Raw genomic sequence first — 18,361 nt, forward strand, 5'->3', positions numbered from 1 at the left:
CGTGCGCTGATTCATCAGCATGCTTAGCATATGGTGTGCGCCGGGGATATGGCCAGTACCGGGCACGCCCGGCGTGTTGCCGGACGAGCCGGACGACGATGCCCGACGAGCCGCGCGACGATTCCGGGCCCCGGCCGAGGTCGGCCCGCAGGCGGATCGGACGCCTGCTGCCTCCGGGTCCTCAGGAGGGCAGGTCGCCGACGTCCGCATACCTGCGGCGCCAGTCCCTGCCCTCCTCCCCGCCGTACAGGGTCCAGTACTCGCGGCCCGAGCTGATGACGCCGTCGGCCACGGTCCAGATCGACACGACGCGGAAGATGCCGACGTCCTCCTGCGGCACCTGGACCTCGGACACCACCACCTCGCCGGCGGAGTAGACGTTCAGGACGTCGATGCTCCAGCCGTTCGGACGCTCGGAATTCACGGCCACCATGTTGTCCCGGCCTCGGATGACCTCGCGCGTGACGGGCCAGAACACCTCCACGTCCTCGGCCAGTACCTGACCGACGGCCTTCCAGTCCCTGCTCCACACCGACGACCAGTACCGCCGGATCACCTCGGTACATTCCATGGGCCGATGCTACCGCCGATGCTACGGCCGGGCGTCGCCGCTCAGGGAGCCCAGGTGCAGCGCGACGTTCGCCTCGAAGCCTTCGATGGTCCGTGCGATGGCGTCCGCCGACGGGGTGTCCCAGATGTCCTGGTTGAAGAGCTCCACCTCGATGTCACCGGCATAGCCGGCCGCCTTCACGGCATGGGTGATCGCAGCGAAGTCGATGACGCCGTCGCCCGGGTAGTGGCGGGACAGCAGGACGTCCGCGGCGAGGGGGGTCTTCCAGTCGCAGACCTGGTAACTCGCGATCCGACCTTCCGCACCTGCCCGCGCGACCTGCTCGAACAGCTCCGGATCCCACCAGACGTGGAAGGTGTCGACAACCACTCCGACCACCGAGGAGGAGAAGGGCGAGGCGAGATCGAGGGCCTGCTTCAGCGTGGAGATGACGGCCCGGTCGGAGGCGTACATCGGATGGAGCGGTTCGAGGGCGAGCGTCACCCCTGCGGCCTGGGCGTCGGCCGCCAGCTCCCCGAGGGCGTCCTGCACCATCGCACGGGCTCCTGCGAGGTCCTTCGATCCCTGCGGGATACCGCCGGCGACCATCACGAGGACCGCGGCGGAACCGGCGGCACCGGCAGCCGCGAGCTGGGCGGTCTCCTCGATCGCCCTGCGGTTGTCATCCATCGCGGCGCGGCGTGCACGGCCCTCCGGCACGGTGAAGAAGCCGCCGCGGCAGAGGCTGGAGAACCGCAGTCCCGAATCGGCGAGCAGCCGTGCGGCCTCGGGCAGGGAGGCTGCCTCCACGGAATCGCGCCACAGGCCGATGCTGGTGATGCCGGCATCGGCGGTCACCCGGAGCGCTTCGCGAAGGGGGGCGTACTTGATGGTGGCCTGGTTGATCGACAGGCGCTCGTTCGGTGTCATGCCGCCACCCCGCTCACGCGCAGCAGTGCGTGCCAGCGATCACGGGCCAGCTCCGGTTGTTCGAGCGCCCCGCACTGGTTCGCGAGGCGGACGATCTCCGACAGGTGCGGCAGGCTGCGGGCCGCGTGCAGACCGCCGACCATCCCGACGCCGGGCTGGTGCCCGTTGAGCCAGCTGAGGAAGGCCACACCCGTCTTGTAGTAGAACGTCGGCGCCGCGAAGATCTGCCGTGAGAGTGCTTCGGTGGGGCCGAGGATCCGTGCGTACGCGTCCGGGTCACCGGCGTCGAGCGCCTGGACGGCCGCCGAAGCGTGCGGACCGAGCGCGGCGAAGGCGCCGAGGAGCGCGTCGGAGTAGCCCGACGCATCCCCGCCGATGAGTGAGACGTAGTTGAAGTCGTCCCCGGTGAACATGCGTGCGGGCGCGTTGAGCTGTGCGCGCACCGCCCGTTCCGAGTCTGCATCGAGCAGGCTCATCTTGACGCCCGCCACCTTGTCGGGAGAGTTGGCGATGATCTTGAGCAGGGTCGAGGACGCCGTGTCGGTGTCCGCCGAGCCGAAGTAGGTGCCGAGCTCGGGGTCGAAGGCGCTGCCGAGCCAGTGCAGGATCACGGGGGCGCCGGCCGCAGCCAGCACCTCGGAGTACACCCGCTGGTAGTCCTCGGCGGTCCGTGCGGCGCGGGCGAGGTGCCGGCTCGCCATCAGGACCACGGATGCGCCTGCGTCCTCGGTGAAGTGGAGCTGGTCCTTGTAGGCGTCGATCACGGCGTCGAGGGAGATCACCGGGTCCTCGACGTGGTCCGTGTTCACGCCGGCGACGAGGGCGCCGCCGACGGAACGGGCCTCGGCAGCACTGCGCGCTATGAGTTCGCGGGTCGCGGCGGGGTCGAGCCCCATGTTGCGCTGGGCGGTGTCCATCGCGTCCGCGACGCCGAGCCCCCAGGACCACAGATGGTGCCGGAACGCGAGGGTCGCATCCCAGTCGAGGTCCGCGGCGGCGCCGGGCACGTTCTCCGCCGTCGTGCGGGGGACCACGTGGGCCGCCGCATACACGGTCCGGCTGGACAGGGGCGCGGTCGGCTTCGAGAACGACGGCGCGGGACGGAGTTCGACGGCGGAGACGGTCCCCGCCGCATCGACGAGGGTGATCATGCCAGCGTGACCGCTTCCTCGAGGGGGAGCACGGCCGTGCGCACGTCCTGCAGTTCCAGGCGGCGCCCGGAGCGGGAGCTCTCGAGTCCCTGCTCCGCGAGGTACATTCCGCGGGCACCGGCGAGGAAGTCGTACGGGTGCGGCCCGTCCTCCAGGACGTGGCGCAGGAACTCCTCCCACTGGGTCTTGAAGCCGTTCTCGAACACCTCGTTGGTGGGGACGTCGATCCAGTCGGCGTCGTAGTCGTGCGTGTCCTCGAGGTCCGGGTTCCAGACCGGCTTCGGCGTGGCGTTGCGCGGCTGGATCTTGCAGCCGAACAGCCCGACGACGGCCGAGCCGTGCGTGCCGTCCACCTGGAACTGCACGAGCTCGTCGCGGTTCACCCGGACGGTCCAGCTCGAGTTGAGCTGAGCGACGATGCCGCCCTCCAGCTCGAAGACGGCGTAGGCGGCGTCGTCGGCGGTGGCCCGGTAGGGGTGGCCCTGCTCGTCGACGCGCTCGTCGATGTGCGTGACCGCGCGGGCGTAGACGGACTCGACCTTGCCGAAGAGGTTCTCCAGGACGTAGCTCCAGTGCGGGAACATGTCGACGACGATGCCGCCGCCGTCCTCCGTGCGGTAGTTCCAGCTGGGGCGCTGGGCGTCCTGCCAGCCGCCCTCGAAGACCCAGTAGCCGAACTCGCCGCGCACCGAGAGGATGCGGCCGAAGAATCCGGAGTCCACGAGGCGCTTGAGCTTCTGCATGCCCGGCAGGTACAGCTTGTCGTGCACCACGCCGTTCTTGATGCCGGCCGCTTCGGCCAGGTTCGCGAGCTCGAGGGCATCGGCGGCCGTCTCGGCCGTGGGCTTCTCGGTGTAGATCGCCTTGCCGGCGGCGATGGCCTTCCGGATGGCCGCGGACCGGGCCTTGGTCACGAGGAAGTCCGCGTAGATCTCCCAGGTCGGGTCCGCCAGGACGCTGTCGAGGTCGGTCGAGTAGTGCTCGATGCCGTGCTTCGCGGCGAGTTCGGCGAGCTTCGCCTCGTTGCGGCCCACCAGGATCGGTTCCACCTGGACCCGGCTGCCGTCGGAGAGGAGGACTCCTCCCTGGTCCCGGATGGCGAGGATGGAGCGGACCAGGTGCTGCCTGTATCCCATCCGTCCTGAGACGCCGTTCATGATGATTCCGATTGTCCTCGTCGACATTGATGCTCCTCTTGGCTCCGGCAGCGCGGAAAGCGCTTACCGAGAGTGTAGGGGAAGAAGCAGGGAGGGGCAATATGCGAGGAGGAGGTCAGGTGCCGTCGGCCCGGCGGGGGATGTCGCGGCGGGTGCACTGGTCCGGGCGGACCCACGCTTCCCGGGCGATCGAGAATTCGACCCACTGGGCGAGCACGGCGGAGCCGGTCCATGCCATCGCGAATCCGCGCACGGTCTGCCGTGAGCCGTTCGGGTACTCGAGGTCCACCCAGAGCGCAGGGGCGGGGGAGGCGGACTCGGTGATGGGGCCGGTGGGCGCTTCCAGCTGGAGCGGGGGTACGAACACGTGCGTCGTCGGTGGAAGTCCGTGCCAGCCGGCCGCACTAGCCACGCGGGGCTGCCCGGACGGGGGAGTGCGACGGCGGCTTGTCCATGCGACCACTCTACGAGGGAGCCGGTCCGCCGGGTGTCGGCCGGGTGCGCAGATCTGGAGAGGGGGCAGCGCCGAGTGTGGCGCGGGGAGTGGCGCCAGGAGGAAGGCCTGCCGGCAGGAAGCCGTCAGGCGGCGCGCGACGGCGGCTTCAGCTCGCGGCGGCGGCAGCGCGCCGCGTCCACCCACGCCTCGCGGGCCCGGGAGTATTCGATCCACTGCGCGAGGACCGCCGTCGCCGTCCAGGCCATGGCGAAGCCCTTCTGTGTCCGCGTGGAGCCATCGGGGTAGTCGAGGTCGACCCAGAGCGCCGGTGACCTGACGGGCTCGGTGATGCCGCTCTCCGGTGCTTCGAGCTGGAGCGGTGGGCTGTACCTGTCGGCGCTGGGTGGGATGCCGTGCCATCCCGGTCGTTCTGCCATGCGACGAGGGTACGCCGCAGCTCCGACACGATGGGAAGGGGCTGGGGCGACCCGGGAGTTGCGGTCGGGGTCGGGGCTACTCCGCGTCCCCGGATCCCGAATGGGCACGGATGAGTTCGTCGCTGAAGGGAGCCCGTCGCCTCGGCGGGAGGTCGTCGATGAGCTCGTTCACCGCAAGGGCGAGCAGATCGCACTCGAGGGAGGGCAGGGGCATGAGGCCCGCCAGGTAGGCCTCGATCTCGTATTCGTCGACCTCACCGCTCAGGGAGAAGTAGTGCAGCCACACCTCGCCGGTCGTGAAGCCGGATTCGACGACGGCCGCGTTGATGAGCGCCCGCTGTTCCTCCGCGTGCGGGAAGCTGATCACAGAGCGCCCCTTCCACCTGGGGAACCATGCCCGTTCACGATGTCCGCGGTCAGCTGGCCGAACGGAATGCCCGTGCTGCGCGCACGGGCGGTGAGAGCGGCCAGCGCCTCGGCCTCGGTGAGCCCCTCGCGCTGCATGAGGATTCCCTTCGCGATGCCGACGAGGTCCCGCGACCGGAGGGACCCGCGCAGTTCACTGCTGATCCGCGTCGACGTCTCCGACGTCTGCACGTGGCCGAGCAGGGCCGAGGCCGCAACCGACAGGCTCGTGAGGCGGGCACGGTCGGCGTCGTCGAATGCGGCGGGCACGGTCGAGTACACCTTCATCGCGCCGAGGGAGTCGCGGCCCCGCAGCAGCGGGACACTGAAGCACGACCTCACCCCCGCTTCGGCCGCCGCGGCGCTCCACCGCGGAAACCGCTGGTCGATGGACGTGTCCTCGATGGTCACGGGCGACCGGGTGGACCATGCCGTCAGGCACGGTCCCTCGCCCAGTCCGTACTGCAGGTCATCGGCAGTGCGCACGAGGGCGTCCGTCGCGCCGACACTCGTCCGCTGCGCTTCGTGGATGAGCGAGACGCCGGCGCCCGACGCGTTCGGCGTCGTCTCCTGCGCGACCTGGGCAAGGAGGTCCACGGCATGCTGCGCCGTCTCCTGCGTCAGTACCAGTCCGCGGATGCGACCGAGCGTCGCACCCAACTCATTGGAGGGAGGGTATGGATCCATCAGTAGCCTCGAACTTTAGGCCAGGCTTGATCCTGGCGCCGCGGGCCTTCTGCTAGACCACGATCGTGCGTTGCCGACGATCCGCTGGTCCCATCCTAGCCGTGTGGGAGCGCACCGGATGCCGGTGCGGGAATGATTGTTGCGGTAGCCGTCTCGCCGGGGCGGAACTAGGCGGTTCCTGGCGCGGCGAGGTGCCCAAACCATGATTTCGTATCCTGTAGCCGGGTCTCTGGATAGGATTGGCGCGACGATGTCACCGTCGCCGCATCCGCGGACAGTCCGGTCCGGAGGGGTGGCACCGTTCCGCCGTTGATCCACGATGTGGAAGGTACCCGCAGCGCCATGACGAAGAACGATTTGCAGAAGATCCGTGTTGCCGCAGCGGACAAGGAGGACGTCGAGTTCGAGCTCGACCGCGCTGAGCTGGTGTTGAAGGAGGCCGTCGCGGAGGCCATCAGCCACGGTGAGGACATCCGGGCCGTCGCGGAGGTGGCCGAACTGCCCCTCGACGACGTCGTGAAGCTGGCGGCCCCGGACGTCGAGCCCGACCCGATCCGGCCCCTCTGAGCCCAGGCCTACCGCCGGGGCGTGCTGCCCCGGATGATCGTCTCGGTGGGGATGGGCTCCGGACCGCCGCCGGCATCCGAAGCGCCGTGCGCCGATCCGGTGGCCAGCTGGAGTGCGCGACGGCCCACGTCTTCGAGGGGGATGCGCACGGTGGTGAGGGCGGGCGTGATGTCCCGCACCGTCGGGATGTCGTCGAAGCCTGCGACGCCGATTCCCTCTCCCGGCGCGATCCCGGCATCGCGCAAGGCCGACACGACGCCGACGGCCATGACGTCGTTCACCGCGAACACCAGGTCCACCCGGGCTCCTGACGCCAGGAGGTCCTGGGCGCCGCGATAGCCGCCGTCGCGTGTGAAGTCCGAGTGGATGATGCGCTCGGCAGGCAGGGAGATCCCGTGCTCGGCCAGTCCCTCCGAGAAACCCTCAAGACGTTCCTGGGCCGTCCGGATCTCGGCCGGCCCGGCGATGACGGCGAAGTCGCGGTACCCGAGCTCGGCCAGTGCGACCGCGAGGTTCCGGGCCCCGCCCCGGTTGTCGAGCAGCACCGTCGCGAAGGGGGCAGCGTCCTGGCTGATGAAGGCGACTTTCCCGCCGGTGTCCTCGAAGGAGGACAGCTCGCTCCGCAGCTGGACCTCGAACGCCGCCCCTGTGGTCCTGGAGCCGGCGAGGATCATCACGCGGGGACGCTGTCCGCGCAGTGCCCGCACCGTGTCCAGTTCGCGCTGCGCGTCGCGGCCCGTGACGGCGATGGTCACCACGAGCCGTTCCTCGCTCGCCGCATCGATGACTCCGGCCGCGATGCTGGAGAAGTAGGGGTCCGCGATGTCGGCCACGAGCAGGGCCACGGTGGTGGTGCTGCCCTTGGCCACGGCCTGCGCGAACAGGTTGGTCGTGTATCCGAGCCGCTGGGCCGCCTCGAGGACGCGCTGGCGGTAGTCCTCGTTCACCTTGCGCGCACTGCCGTTCAGGGACCGAGACGCCGTCGCCAGGGAGACCCCCGCTTCCCTGGCGACGTCGTGCAGCGTCGCGGGACTCTTGCTTGCCGGTGCCGACATTGCTCTCCTGACGGTGTGGGCATCGGCCGCTCTGCCGATACCCAGGGGAATTCCGGAAAGGGCCATTCTCGCACGGCGGGAAACCGGGCCCGGGTCGCCGCGCCCCGTTCGGTAAGCGCTTTCTCTGTTAGTGTTTCCGGAACCGTATTCCTGTTCCCGTTGGAGGATCCGTGCCCCCGTCCAGTCCGGCAACTGAACCCGCCGCTGCCGTCCGGATGCCCCTGCGGGCCGCGATCCTGGGCACCGGCGCTGTCGCGCACCTCCATGCCGAAGCCCTGCACCTCCTGCCGGGCGTGGAGCTGGTCGCCGCCGCTGATCCGTCCCGGAGCCACCTCGCGGCCTTCGCCGAGACGTACGGACTGCCGTCCCGCTACCCGTCCCTGGAAGATCTCCTCGAAGGGGAGAGCATCGACGTCCTGCACGTCTGCACACCTCCGGGAGGCCATGCCGAGCAGGCGGCAGCCGCCTTCGCGGCAGGTGCCCATGTGGTCGTCGAGAAGCCCGCAGCACTCAGCCTCGCCCAGCTCGATGCCATGGTCGACGCCGGTCGCGCAGCGGACCGGGGCCTCGCCGTCGTGTTCCAGCAGCGCTCGGGAACCGCCGCCGCCCATGTGAAGGCGCTGCTGGACTCGGGCGTCCTGGGGCGCCCGCTCTCAGCGCTCTGCCAGACGCAGTGGTACCGGACGGCCGAGTACTTCGCCGTCCCGTGGAGGGGCACCTGGGCCACGGAGGGTGGGGGCACCACGCTCAGCCATGGCAGTCACCAGGTGGACCTGCTCGCGTACCTGCTGGGGGAGTGGTCCGCAGTGCACGCGACGATGTGGCGCCTCGACCGCGACGTCGAGACCGAGGACCTCTCGCACGCGTCCCTCGTCTTCGCATCGGGTGCCGTCGCGTCGGTGGTGTCCACGGTCCTCGCGCCGCGGCAATCCAGCCTCCTCCGCATCGACACGGAGAACGCGACGATCGAGCTCGAGCACCTGTACGGCCACGGCCACGCCCACTGGACCATCACCCCGGCGCCCCACGTCGATGACGAGACGGCGGGATCCTGGGCGCTGCCCGGACAGGAGGTGCCGAGCGGGCACGACGCCCTCTTCGCCGGGATCTACGCGTCGCTCACCGCCGGGCGCGGCATGCCGGGCATCGTGGCGCATCCCGCCCGCGCCCTGGAGATCGTCACCGGCATGTATGCCTCCGCGCGGGAGGGCCGCTGGGTCATGAGGGAGGACCTGGCGGACCCCGCGCTGCGCGGAAGCCTGTCCGCGCACGTGATCGAGGGCCGGCCCGGGGTCCTGTCCGCCGGTCCGTCATGACCGACCCGGTGACCCTCACGGCGGGAGGGCGGGATGCCGGCATCCTGCACGACGGCGCGGGAGAACCGGACCAGCATTCGCCCCGGCCCTTCCTGCATCCGGTACCGACACCCGGCGGGCTTTCCGTCAGCGATTACCGACCCGCCGACCACCCCTGGCACTGGGGCCTCGGCATCGCCGTCTCGAACATCGCCGTCGCCGGGCAGGCCCACCCGGTCAACCTGTGGGGCGGCCCGACCTACAGCGACGGGCAGGGCTACGTACAGCTGCCGAACAACGGCTCGCAGCGGGTGCGCAGGACCGTGCGCGAGCGGGACGGGGTGGTCCAGCACATCGACTGGCGCGCGGCGGACGGGAGCAGCTTCCTGGCGGAGGAGCGGACCTGGCACGCGGAGAACCTGACCGCCGCCGGCTCGGAGTGGATCCTCACCTCCGTGCGGAGCAGGTGGGCCAACACCAGCGGGGGGAGGCTCGCCTTCGGGAGCCCGACGACGGCGGGCCGCCCGGACGCGGGCTACGGTGGTTTCTTCCTGCGCCTCCCGGCATCATTCGACGGAGCGGCGATCATCGCGGGATCGGCCGACGGCGCCGGTTCCATTCCCGAAGTCGAGGCCATGGGGGGCAGGCGCCCCTGGCTGGGGCTCCGGTCGGAGACCGCATCGGTCCTCATGGTCCCTGGGACCGGCAATCCGGGAGGCCCCACCCCGTGGTTCGTCCGCAGCACAGGCACCCCCATGCTGTGCGCGGCGCCGTTCTTCCATCACGAGGTGCACCTGGCGGCCGGCGAGGTGCTGGACTGGAGCTGGTCCCTCCTCGCAGCGGACGGACCGGTGCCGGATGACGGGTTCGCCACGGCGGCCCAGCAGGCCCGGGCGGCCGGAGGAGCTGCAGGGGTGGTCCGGCCCTAGGCCGGGCCATGGCCCTGACCTACGACGGAACCCATCGCCCCCGTAAGCTCGAACTGCTCGACGGGCTGCCGGGCAGGGTGCAGCTCGCGGCCGGGGGCTAGGAGCGCCCCGATCCGCCGGCCCGGATCCGGTGCGCTACAGCCCGAGCGGTTCCAGGGCGGGAAGCTCGGCCCGGGCTCGCGAGCGAGCCTCCGCCGCCGTCGGTGCGGCTACCGCAATACCGGCGATCCGCTGCGCCTCGGCGAGGGTCACGCTGTTCAGGACCGCGCCGACACCGGCGAGGGCCCTCGGGGTCATGGACAGGGTCGAGACGCCGAGTCCCACGAGGACGACGGCGAGGGCGGGATCCGCTGCAGCCTCGCCGCACACACCCACGGGCTTCGCGTGCCCTTCGGCGGTGCTGCCTTCGACGGTCAGTTTGACCATGCGGAGGACCGCGGGCTGCCAGGAGTTGTTGAGGGCGGCGAGGGAGCCGAGCTGGCGGTCCGCGGCCATCGTGTACTGCGTGAGGTCGTTCGTGCCGAGGCTCGCGAAGGACACCGCGCCGAGGATGGCCTCGGCCATCAGGGCAGCCGACGGAACCTCGACCATGACGCCGGGGGTCTGCAGGCCGGCGTTGCTGCACAGCTTGGCGAAGTCCGCGGCCTCCTCGGCCGTGGAGATCATGGGTGCCATGACCCACACGTCCGCGGTGGCCTGGGAGGCGGCTTCGGCGATGGCGCTGAGCTGACGCTCCAGGACCCCTGGGGACGTGAGGTCGGTGCGGTAGCCGCGGACACCCAGTGCCGGATTCGGCTCCGTGGAGTCCGTGAGGAAGGGGAGGGGCTTGTCGGCGCCGGCATCCAGTGTGCGGACCACGACCTTCTTGCCGGGGAAGGCGTCGAAGACGCCCTTGTACGCCTCGATCTGCTCCTCCGCCGTCGGCTCCGTGTCCCGCTCGAGGAAGCAGAACTCGGTGCGGAGCAGTCCCACACCCTGCGCCTTCGCTTCGGCAGCCTTCACGGCGTCCTTCGCTCCACCGACGTTGGCCAGCAGGGGAACCTCGTGCCCGTCCGCGGTCACGCCCACGCCGTCGAACACCGTGAGTGCCGCCGCGGCGGTCCGATAGGCCTCGGCTGCGGCCTCCTCCTCCGCCCCGGGGTCGAGCGAGATGCTCCCGGCCGCTCCGTCCACGAAGACGACCGTCCCGTCGGCGATGTCGTCGACGCCGGACGCGGCCACGACGGCGGGAAGCCCGAGCGAGCGGGCGATGATGGCCGTGTGCGACTGCGGACCGCCGCCCGAGGTGACGAGGGCGAGGACCTGCGCGGGGTCCAGGGTGGCCGTGTCGGCAGGGGCGAGGTCCTCGGCGACGAGGATGAAGGGCGTGTCCGACGACGGGATGCCCGGCGCGGGCAGCCCCCGGAGTTCGGCGACGATCCGGGACCGCACATCGAGGACGTCGGCGGTGCGCTCGGCCATGTAGCCGCCCAGGTTGTGGAGCATCTCGGCGACGGACGCTCCCGCCTCCCAGACCGCGCGGGCGGGGGAGCTGCCGTTGTTGATCAGCTTGGTCGCGGACTTCAGCAGCATGGGGTCCGCCGCCATGAGCGACGTCGCCTGCAGGACGGCCTGCGCGTCGCCCTTGGCGATCCCCGCCCTGCGCTTGAGCTCCTCCTGGACGGCCTTCGACGCGGCCTTCAGGGCGGCGACGGCCTCCTCAGGAGCATCGGGGGCGTGGCGTTCACCCGGGGGAGGTTCGCTGACCGATTTCGGCATATGGCGGATAGGGCCGATCACGCGTCCGGGGCTCACTCCGACCCCTGCGAAATTCTCCATCGAACGTCCTCGTTTCCTTGCCGTGTGGTCTCGGTCTAGCACCATTGTGCCGCCTGAGGCAAAAACTTTTGTGACCCAGTTCATATAACGCTGCTATAGGTGCTACGGTAGCAGGCATGAAAAAAGTAGGCGAACCAGCGCCTAAGGTTCGGCTCCTCAGGGCGGCAGCGGCACTGCTCGCCGAGTCCAACGGCGAGACCGTATCGACCCGGCAGATCACCCAGGCTGCCCGGGTCACTGCTCCAACCCTGTACCACCACTTCGGTGACAAGGAGGGCCTGTTCGACGCCGTCGTCGCCGAGGGTTTCTCCGAGTACCTCGACGCCGAGAGAAGCCTCCCGACGTCGGGACAGCCCATCGAGGACCTCCGGATGCACTGGGACAACCACGTGCAGTTCGGCCTCGACCACCCGCACCTCTACCTGGTGATGTTCGGCAACATCCAGCCCGAGCGCCGGCCGTCGATGGTGGCCAGCGCGGAGGCGTTCCTCGAGGAGGTGCTGGGGCGGGCGGCCGCTGCAGCCCGCCTCGTGGTGTCACCGCACGAAGCCGCGCGCAGCATGCTCGCCGCCAACATCGGCGTCACGCTCATGCTGATCGCGGAACCGGCGGCGAAGCGCAACCTCGAGTTGTCCGCCATGACCCGGGAGGCGGTGATCTCGGCCGTGGCCACGGATTCCGAGGCCGATCCCACCACGGACACGGAGGGAACGCCCTCGGTGGTCGTGGCGGCCATAGCGCTCAACGCCGCGCTGCAGTCCTCGCATCCCGACCAGCTCTCCAGTTCGGAACTGAAGCTCTTCCTCGAATGGCTCCAGCGCATCTCCAGCCGGTCGGCAAGCTGACGCTTCTCCCTCACAATCCATCCCTTCCCGCAGAGCTGCGGGGACAACGGTAAGGAAAAAAGTGGCAACACAACTAGAAGCGAGGTCCGGCACCAGCGCCCGGGTCCGCGTGCAGAAATTCGGGACGTTCCTGTCCGGGATGATCATGCCCAACATCGGCGCCTTCATCGCCTGGGGTATCGTCACGGCCCTCTTCATCGAGAAGGGCTGGCTGCCCGTTCCGCAACTGGGCGGATACGGCGAGACCGACGGCGTGGCGAACGTCGGGCTCGTAGGACCGATGATCACCTACCTGCTGCCCCTCCTGATCGCCTACACCGGCGGCCGGATGGTCTACGACGTGCGCGGCGGCGTCGTGGGTTCGATCGCCACCATGGGCGTGATCGTCGGTGCCGGCATCCCGATGTTCATCGGCGCCATGATCATGGGCCCGCTGGGTGGCTGGACCATGAAGAAGATCGACGCCCTGTGGGACGGCAAGATCCGTCCCGGCTTCGAGATGCTGGTCAACAACTTCTCCGCGGGCATCTGGGGAGCCCTCCTGGCGCTCCTCGGGTTCTACGGCGTCTCGCCGCTGGTCCAGGGGTTCAGCACCGGCGCAGGCAAGGTCGTCCAGTTCCTGGTCGACAACGGCCTGCTGCCGCTCACCAGCATCTTCATCGAGCCTGCGAAGGTACTGTTCCTCAACAACGCCATCAACCACGGCGTGCTCACCCCGCTGGGCGTCCAGCAGTCGCTGGAGCAGGGCAAGTCCATCCTGTTCCTGCTCGAGGCCAACCCGGGTCCGGGCCTCGGCATCCTGCTCGCCTACATGTTCTTCGGTCGCGGCGCAGCCAAGGCCTCCGCGTCCGGTGCTGCCATCATCCACTTCGTGGGCGGTATCCACGAGATCTACTTCCCGTACGTGCTGATGCGCCCGCTGCTGATCCTGGCCGCCATCGCCGGCGGCATGACGGGTATCGCGACACTGAGCATCACGAACTCCGGCCTGGTGGCACCTGCCGCCCCGGGATCCATCATCGCGGTCTTCGCCCAGACCTCCCGTGACAGCTACGTCGGCGTCGCCCTCGCCGTCCTGCTCGCCACGGCTGTGTCCTTCCTCGTCGCCTCGGTCATCCTCAAGACCGGCAAGAACCAGGACGACGACGACATCGCTGCCGCCGCCACGAAGATGGAGGGCCTCAAGGGCAAGAAGAGCTCCGTCGCGGGCAACTTCCGCTCCTCGGCCGCTACGGACGGGCCCATCCGCAACATCGTGTTCGCCTGCGACGCCGGCATGGGCTCCTCGGCGATGGGTGCATCGGTGCTGCGCAACAAGATCAAGGCGGCCGGCTTCCCCGACGTCAAGGTCTCGAACCTGGCGATTGCCAACCTGAAGGACGACTACGACGTCGTCGTGACGCACCAGGACCTCGCCGCCCGCGCAGAGCCCCTGACGCAGAGCGCGACGCACGTCTCCGTCGACAACTTCATGAACAGCCCCCGCTACGACGAGATCGTCGAGCTGGTGCGTGCCAGTGCTGCCGCTGAGGGCGGGGTCGACCCGAAGGCCCCGATGCCCGCCGACGTGGCAGCCGACGCCGATGCCGGGGGGACCGCCTCCCATGACGTCCTCGCCGAGGAGAGCGTGGTCCTGCGCGGCCGGGCCACGACGCAGGAGGACGCCATCAACGAGGCCGGCCGCCTGCTGGTCGACCGGGGTGCCGTGGACTCCAGCTACGTCGCGGCGATGCACGAGCGCGAGAAGTCCGTCCCCACCTACATGGGCAACTTCCTCGCCATCCCGCACGGTACCAACGCGGCGAAGGACCTGATCCGCCGCTCCGCAGTGTCGATCGTGCGCTACCCCGAGGGCATCGACTGGAACGGCAAGCAGGTGAAGTTCGTGGTCGGCGTCGCAGGCGTCAACAACGAGCACCTGTCCATCCTGTCCGCGATCGCCCGCGTCTTCTCGGACAAGGACCAGGTGGCCAAGCTCGACGAGGCCACGACGGTGGACGAGGTCCTGGCCCTCTTCGGAAAGGTCAATGCCTAGTGAAGGCAGTACATTTCGGTGCCGGCAACATCGGGCGCGGCTTCGTGGGGCTCCTGCTCCACGAAGCCGGGTACGAGGTGGTCTTCGCCGACGTCGCGGACGCCCTGATCGACCAGCTCGCCTCGACGCCGAGCTACGACGTCCACGAGGTCGGCGAGGACCCGGCGGTCAAGACGGTCGACAACTACCGTGCCCTGAATTCGCGGTCCCAGGAGGACGACGTCGTCGGTGAGATCGCGACGGCCGACATGGTCACCACGGCGGTGGGCCCGAACGTCCTGAAGTTCGTCGCGCCGGTGATCGCCCGGGCGATCGCCCGCCGGAGCGAGGACCTGCCGCCACTGCAGGTGATGGCGTGCGAGAACGCCATCAACGCGACGGACATCCTGCGCCGCGAAGTCGAGCAGACGTACGACGGCGCCGCACTGGACCTCGCGTCCAGGGCGATCTTCGCGAACACCGCGGTGGATCGCATCGTCCCCAACCAGGCGGCGGGCCAGGGCCTCGACGTCACGGTGGAGACCTTTTTCGAGTGGGTCATCGACCGCACCCCCTTCAACGGGAACGCACCCGGGATCCCCGGGGCGACGTACGTCGACGACCTCGAGCCGTACATCGAACGGAAGCTGTTCACGGTGAACACCGGCCATGCGTCGGCGGCCTACTTCGGCTACGCGGCCGGGGTCGAGAAGATCGCGGACGCCATGGCGGACGACGCCATCGCAGCGAAGGTGCGGGCCGTGCTGGACGAGACGAAGCAGCTGCTCGTCGCCAAGCACGGGTTCGACGACGCGGAGCAGGAAGCCTACGTGCAGAAGATCCTGCGGCGCTTCATGAACCAGCACCTCCCGGACACGGTGGTGCGCGTCGGCAGGGCGCCGCTGCGGAAGCTGAGCCGCAAGGAGCGTTTCGTCGGTCCGGCCGCCGAGCTGGCCGAGACCGGTGTGCACCCCGCGGCACTGCTCGAGGCGATGCGGGCCGCACTGGCCTTCTCGGCTCCCGACGATCCCGAGGTCGCCGCGCTCGCCGAGATCCTGGCCACCCAGGAGCCCGGCGAGGCGACGACGTCGATCACGGGCCTGCCTGCTGACCACCCGCTGTACGGTCCGGTCCGCGACCTGATCGCACAGCATGCGCCCGGCCACCACGCGGAGCACGGCTGATCGCAGAAACACCAGCACGAGCACAACCACGAGCACAGGGAAAGGGAGCAGCTGCGGCTGCTCCCTTTTTCTTCGCCCTCCCTTGACGAAAGCAGCAGGCTGATCATAGCGTGGCGAGGAAAGCGTTTTCCAAACAAGGGATTCAATGATGAGTTCGGCACAGAAAACAACGGTCTCGGCATGCCTGGCGCTCGCCACAGGGACTCTCCTGACCCTCAGCGGGCTCTCGGTCCCCGCCCTGGCGCAGGGGCCCGGCCCCGGCAACGCGGCTCCCATCGGAGGGGTGCAGCTCGAATACCTGGACCGGGGCCTCGTCGGCGCCGCCACCCCGCAGGGTGTCTTCCTCTCCTGGCGGCTGATGGCCACGGAGGCGACGGGCGCGACGGCGGATGGCCTCACCGGGACGGACTTCACGGTGTACCGGAACGGTGAAGCGATCGCCACGGTCACGGACAGCACCAACTACCTCGACACGGCAGTGACCGATGCAGGTGCCGCCGCGAACGCGCGGTACAGCATCGGCGCCGTCGTCGACGGCGTGGAGGTCGAGGTGAGTGCCGACGTCGCCCCCTGGACGCAGGCCTACACCGACCTCGCACTATCCAAGCCGGCGGACGGCGTGACGCCGACCGGTGAGGCGTACACCTATTCGGCGAACGACATGAGTGTGGGGGACGTGGACGGCGACGGCTCGTACGAGTACTTCGTCAAGTGGTACCCCTCCAACGCGAAGGACGTGTCCCAGCTGGGGTACACGGGCAACACCTACATCGACACCTACACGGCCGAGGGTCGGCTGCTGAGCCGGGTCGATCTCGGCGTAAATATCCGCTCCGGAGCCCACTACACGCAGTTCACGGTGTCGGACTTCGACGGCGACGGCCGGTCCGAGATGATGCTCAAGACCGCCCCCGGTACGAAGACCACCACCTACGGGCCCACGGGCGAGGTCACCTCCGAGAGCTACGTGACGCTGCCGGAGGCGGACCTGGCCGCAGGAGTCACCAACGGGGACGATTACCGGCTGAGCGCCGCGGACTACTACGAACACGTCGTCACGATGTTCAAGGGCTGGCAGGACCACCCCGAGGTGGTCGCCGGGAACTGGCCGGCAACGCTGGAGGAGGCCTTCGGTATCGGGAAGCGGTACGACTACCCGCTGTCCGACGCCGACGCCCGCGCGATGGCGGACTACTTCGTGGACGTCTATGCACCGTCCCGGAGCGCGAGGAACACCCTCCGCGCCTTCGAGGGATTCATCGTCGACGGCCCCGAGTACCTGAGCGTGTTCGAGGGCGCCACCGGTGCCGAGCTGGAGACCGTTCCCTATGAGCCCGGCCGCGGGGACGATGGCCTGCTGTGGGGCGACTACGCCATGGCGCGCATCGAGCCGGGCAACCGGGTGGACCGCTTCCTCGCCGGCGTCGCGTACCTCGACGGAGAGCATCCCTCCGCCGTCTTCGCGCGCGGCTACTACACGCGCGCCGACATCGTCGCCTACAGCTGGGACGGCGAGCGGTTGACGCAGGACTGGCAGGTGGACTCCGGCCACGTGCCCATGTCCAATCCCTTCAACGACAGCCCGCACAGCGGAACGGGCAGCAGCGAGGAGTTCGGCGCCCTGGCCGGCCAGGGCTTCCACTCCCTCAGCGCCGCAGACGTCGACGGTGACGGACGGCAGGAGATCGTCTACGGCAGCGCCACCATCGACGACGACGGCTCCCTGCTCTACAGCTCCTTCGACACGCTTCCCGCGGCCAGCGCCGCTCCCGGCACGGAGGCGAAGCTGGGGCACGGAGACGCCATGCACGTGACGGACATCGATCCGGACCGCCCCGGCCAGGAGATCTTCTCCGTCCACGAGGGAGCGACGGGCGCACCGTACGGCTGGGCGATGCGTGACGCGGCCAACGGGGAGGTCCTGTTCGGCGGTTATACCGGCAAGGACACCGGGCGCGGCATGATCGGCGACATCGATCCCTCCGTGCGAGGCATCGAGAACTGGGCCGTGGGCCTTCGCTCGGCCTCCGGCCGGCTCCTGCCCGGCAATGGCCAGGGCACCAACATGAGCATTCGCTGGGCGGCCGACGGCACCACGCAGCTCGTCAACGGCGCCGGCGACCAGACTCCCACCATCGACGATGCCAGGCGCGGACGCCTGCTGACGGCGACCGGCACCCGCACGAACAACGGCACAAAAGGCAATCCCTCGCTCGTGGCCGACGTGGTCGGCGACTGGCGCGAGGAGCTGCTGGTGCGGACCACGGACAGCTCCGCCATCCGGATCTTCACGAGCACCGAGGTCACGGACCGGAAGCTGTACACCCTGATGCACGATCCCCAGTACCGTGCCGAGATCGCCCGCCAGAACACGGCCTACAACCAGCCGGCGTACACGAGCTTCTACCTCGCCTCCGACACTGAGTTCACGGCCGTGCCGGTGCCCGACGCCTTCCTGCCCGGCGCACTGCCGGCCCTGCAGCGGCAGCTCGAGCAGCTCATCTCGACGGGTGACGTCTCCGGACCTGCGGCGCAGCAGCTGCGCGCGTCCCTGAACCAGGCGCAGCGCGCCGTCGAACGGGACCAGGCGGGCAACGCGGCCAGGGCCCTCGGGACATTCCTCGACCAGCTGCAGCGGACGAAGCCCGGCACGGTCTCCGAGGAGGCCCGCACCGAGCTCGGGTATCAGGGGTCGGTGATCCTCCCGACGCTGCAGTAGCGGCGCCGGCCAGAAACTCCGGCAGGATCGCGTGCGGTACGAACACGCGGTCCTGCCGGACCTGTTCAGCGCTCCTGTGCCTGCTGCAGCCGGCGTCGGGTGGGAGCGTGAGCTGCCTGCGGGCGGTACGGGAATCCAGCGCCGGTTCGCGGGGGAGTGCCACGGTCTCCCGAGTGCCCCGG

Annotated in this window: 17 protein-coding genes; 7 read left to right on the plus strand and 10 right to left on the minus strand. The window is 69.5% G+C overall.

Annotated elements, in window-relative coordinates; genetic code table 11:
* Positions 1-181: 181 nt before the first annotated feature.
* The 8 genes from P5G52_RS08040 to P5G52_RS08075 all read right to left on the minus strand — a co-directional run bounded on the left by P5G52_RS08040 (position 182) and on the right by P5G52_RS08075 (position 5,753).
* Positions 182-571: a nuclear transport factor 2 family protein gene (locus tag P5G52_RS08040; protein WP_301226309.1), complete on the minus strand. Its 390-nt coding sequence runs from the start codon at positions 569-571 to the stop codon at positions 182-184.
* Positions 572-592: 21 nt separating this feature from the next.
* Entirely contained in the window at positions 593-1,480 is an 888-nt protein-coding gene (locus tag P5G52_RS08045) for a sugar phosphate isomerase/epimerase family protein (RefSeq protein WP_301226311.1), read from the minus strand.
* Entirely contained in the window at positions 1,477-2,631 is a 1,155-nt protein-coding gene (locus P5G52_RS08050) for a dihydrodipicolinate synthase family protein (RefSeq protein WP_301226313.1), read from the minus strand. The genes P5G52_RS08045 and P5G52_RS08050 overlap by 4 nt, the downstream gene beginning before the upstream one ends.
* A complete protein-coding gene (locus P5G52_RS08055; protein ID WP_301226315.1) occupies positions 2,628-3,815 on the minus strand; it encodes a Gfo/Idh/MocA family protein in 1,188 nt (395 codons plus the stop codon). The genes P5G52_RS08050 and P5G52_RS08055 overlap by 4 nt, the downstream gene beginning before the upstream one ends.
* 88 nt (positions 3,816-3,903) lie before the next feature.
* On the minus strand, positions 3,904-4,200 hold the full coding sequence (locus P5G52_RS08060) for a hypothetical protein (RefSeq protein WP_301226317.1): 297 nt from the start codon (positions 4,198-4,200) through the stop codon (positions 3,904-3,906).
* 167 nt (positions 4,201-4,367) lie between these two features.
* The gene (locus P5G52_RS08065; RefSeq protein ID WP_301226319.1) at positions 4,368-4,661 is read right to left on the minus strand and encodes a hypothetical protein; all 294 of its coding nucleotides are present in this window, start codon (positions 4,659-4,661) and stop codon (positions 4,368-4,370) included.
* A gap of 76 nt (positions 4,662-4,737) precedes the next feature.
* A complete protein-coding gene (locus P5G52_RS08070) occupies positions 4,738-5,028 on the minus strand; it encodes a hypothetical protein (RefSeq protein ID WP_301226321.1) in 291 nt (96 codons plus the stop codon).
* Positions 5,025-5,753, minus strand: coding sequence for a GAF and ANTAR domain-containing protein (locus tag P5G52_RS08075; protein ID WP_301226323.1), 729 nt, complete (start codon positions 5,751-5,753; stop codon positions 5,025-5,027). The genes P5G52_RS08070 and P5G52_RS08075 overlap by 4 nt, the downstream gene beginning before the upstream one ends.
* A 342-nt stretch (positions 5,754-6,095) precedes the next feature.
* On the opposite strand from P5G52_RS08075, the gene P5G52_RS08080 reads away from it, so the two are divergent.
* Positions 6,096-6,320: a hypothetical protein gene (locus P5G52_RS08080; protein WP_301226325.1), complete on the plus strand. Its 225-nt coding sequence runs from the start codon at positions 6,096-6,098 to the stop codon at positions 6,318-6,320.
* An 8-nt stretch (positions 6,321-6,328) separates the two neighbouring features.
* Here P5G52_RS08080 and P5G52_RS08085 read toward each other — a convergent pair whose 3' ends face one another.
* Entirely contained in the window at positions 6,329-7,375 is a 1,047-nt protein-coding gene (locus P5G52_RS08085) for a LacI family DNA-binding transcriptional regulator (RefSeq protein WP_301226327.1), read from the minus strand.
* Between the two features lie 170 nt (positions 7,376-7,545).
* On the opposite strand from P5G52_RS08085, the gene P5G52_RS08090 reads away from it, so the two are divergent.
* Positions 7,546-8,691 (plus strand): Gfo/Idh/MocA family protein, encoded by a 1,146-nt coding sequence (locus P5G52_RS08090; RefSeq protein WP_301226329.1) that lies wholly within the window; start codon positions 7,546-7,548, stop codon positions 8,689-8,691.
* Positions 8,688-9,599, plus strand: a complete 912-nt coding sequence (locus tag P5G52_RS08095; RefSeq protein WP_301226331.1) for a DUF6807 family protein — start codon at positions 8,688-8,690, stop codon at positions 9,597-9,599. The genes P5G52_RS08090 and P5G52_RS08095 overlap by 4 nt, the downstream gene beginning before the upstream one ends.
* A gap of 135 nt (positions 9,600-9,734) precedes the next feature.
* Here the strand turns inward: P5G52_RS08095 and ptsP are convergent, their stop codons facing one another.
* Entirely contained in the window at positions 9,735-11,417 is a 1,683-nt protein-coding gene (gene ptsP, locus P5G52_RS08100; protein ID WP_301226333.1) for a phosphoenolpyruvate--protein phosphotransferase, read from the minus strand.
* A gap of 116 nt (positions 11,418-11,533) precedes the next feature.
* On the opposite strand from ptsP, the gene P5G52_RS08105 reads away from it, so the two are divergent.
* The 4 genes from P5G52_RS08105 to P5G52_RS08120 all read left to right on the plus strand — a co-directional run bounded on the left by P5G52_RS08105 (position 11,534) and on the right by P5G52_RS08120 (position 18,179).
* Complete coding sequence (locus tag P5G52_RS08105; RefSeq protein ID WP_301226335.1) at positions 11,534-12,262, plus strand: TetR/AcrR family transcriptional regulator; 729 nt, start codon at positions 11,534-11,536, stop codon at positions 12,260-12,262.
* Positions 12,263-12,323: 61 nt separating this feature from the next.
* On the plus strand, positions 12,324-14,297 hold the full coding sequence (locus P5G52_RS08110) for a PTS mannitol transporter subunit IICBA (RefSeq protein WP_301226336.1): 1,974 nt from the start codon (positions 12,324-12,326) through the stop codon (positions 14,295-14,297).
* Positions 14,297-15,460 carry a mannitol-1-phosphate 5-dehydrogenase gene (locus tag P5G52_RS08115; protein ID WP_301226338.1) on the plus strand — a complete coding sequence of 388 codons (1,164 nt, stop codon included), beginning with the start codon at positions 14,297-14,299 and terminating at the stop codon, positions 15,458-15,460. Before P5G52_RS08110 ends, P5G52_RS08115 begins: the two co-directional genes overlap by 1 nt.
* A 148-nt stretch (positions 15,461-15,608) precedes the next feature.
* Positions 15,609-18,179 carry a rhamnogalacturonan lyase gene (locus tag P5G52_RS08120; RefSeq protein WP_301226340.1) on the plus strand — a complete coding sequence of 857 codons (2,571 nt, stop codon included), beginning with the start codon at positions 15,609-15,611 and terminating at the stop codon, positions 18,177-18,179.
* Positions 18,180-18,361: the final 182 nt, after the last annotated feature.

It is taken from the genome of Arthrobacter burdickii (genome assembly GCF_030433645.1).
GTDB lineage: Bacteria > Actinomycetota > Actinomycetes > Actinomycetales > Micrococcaceae > Arthrobacter_D > Arthrobacter_D burdickii.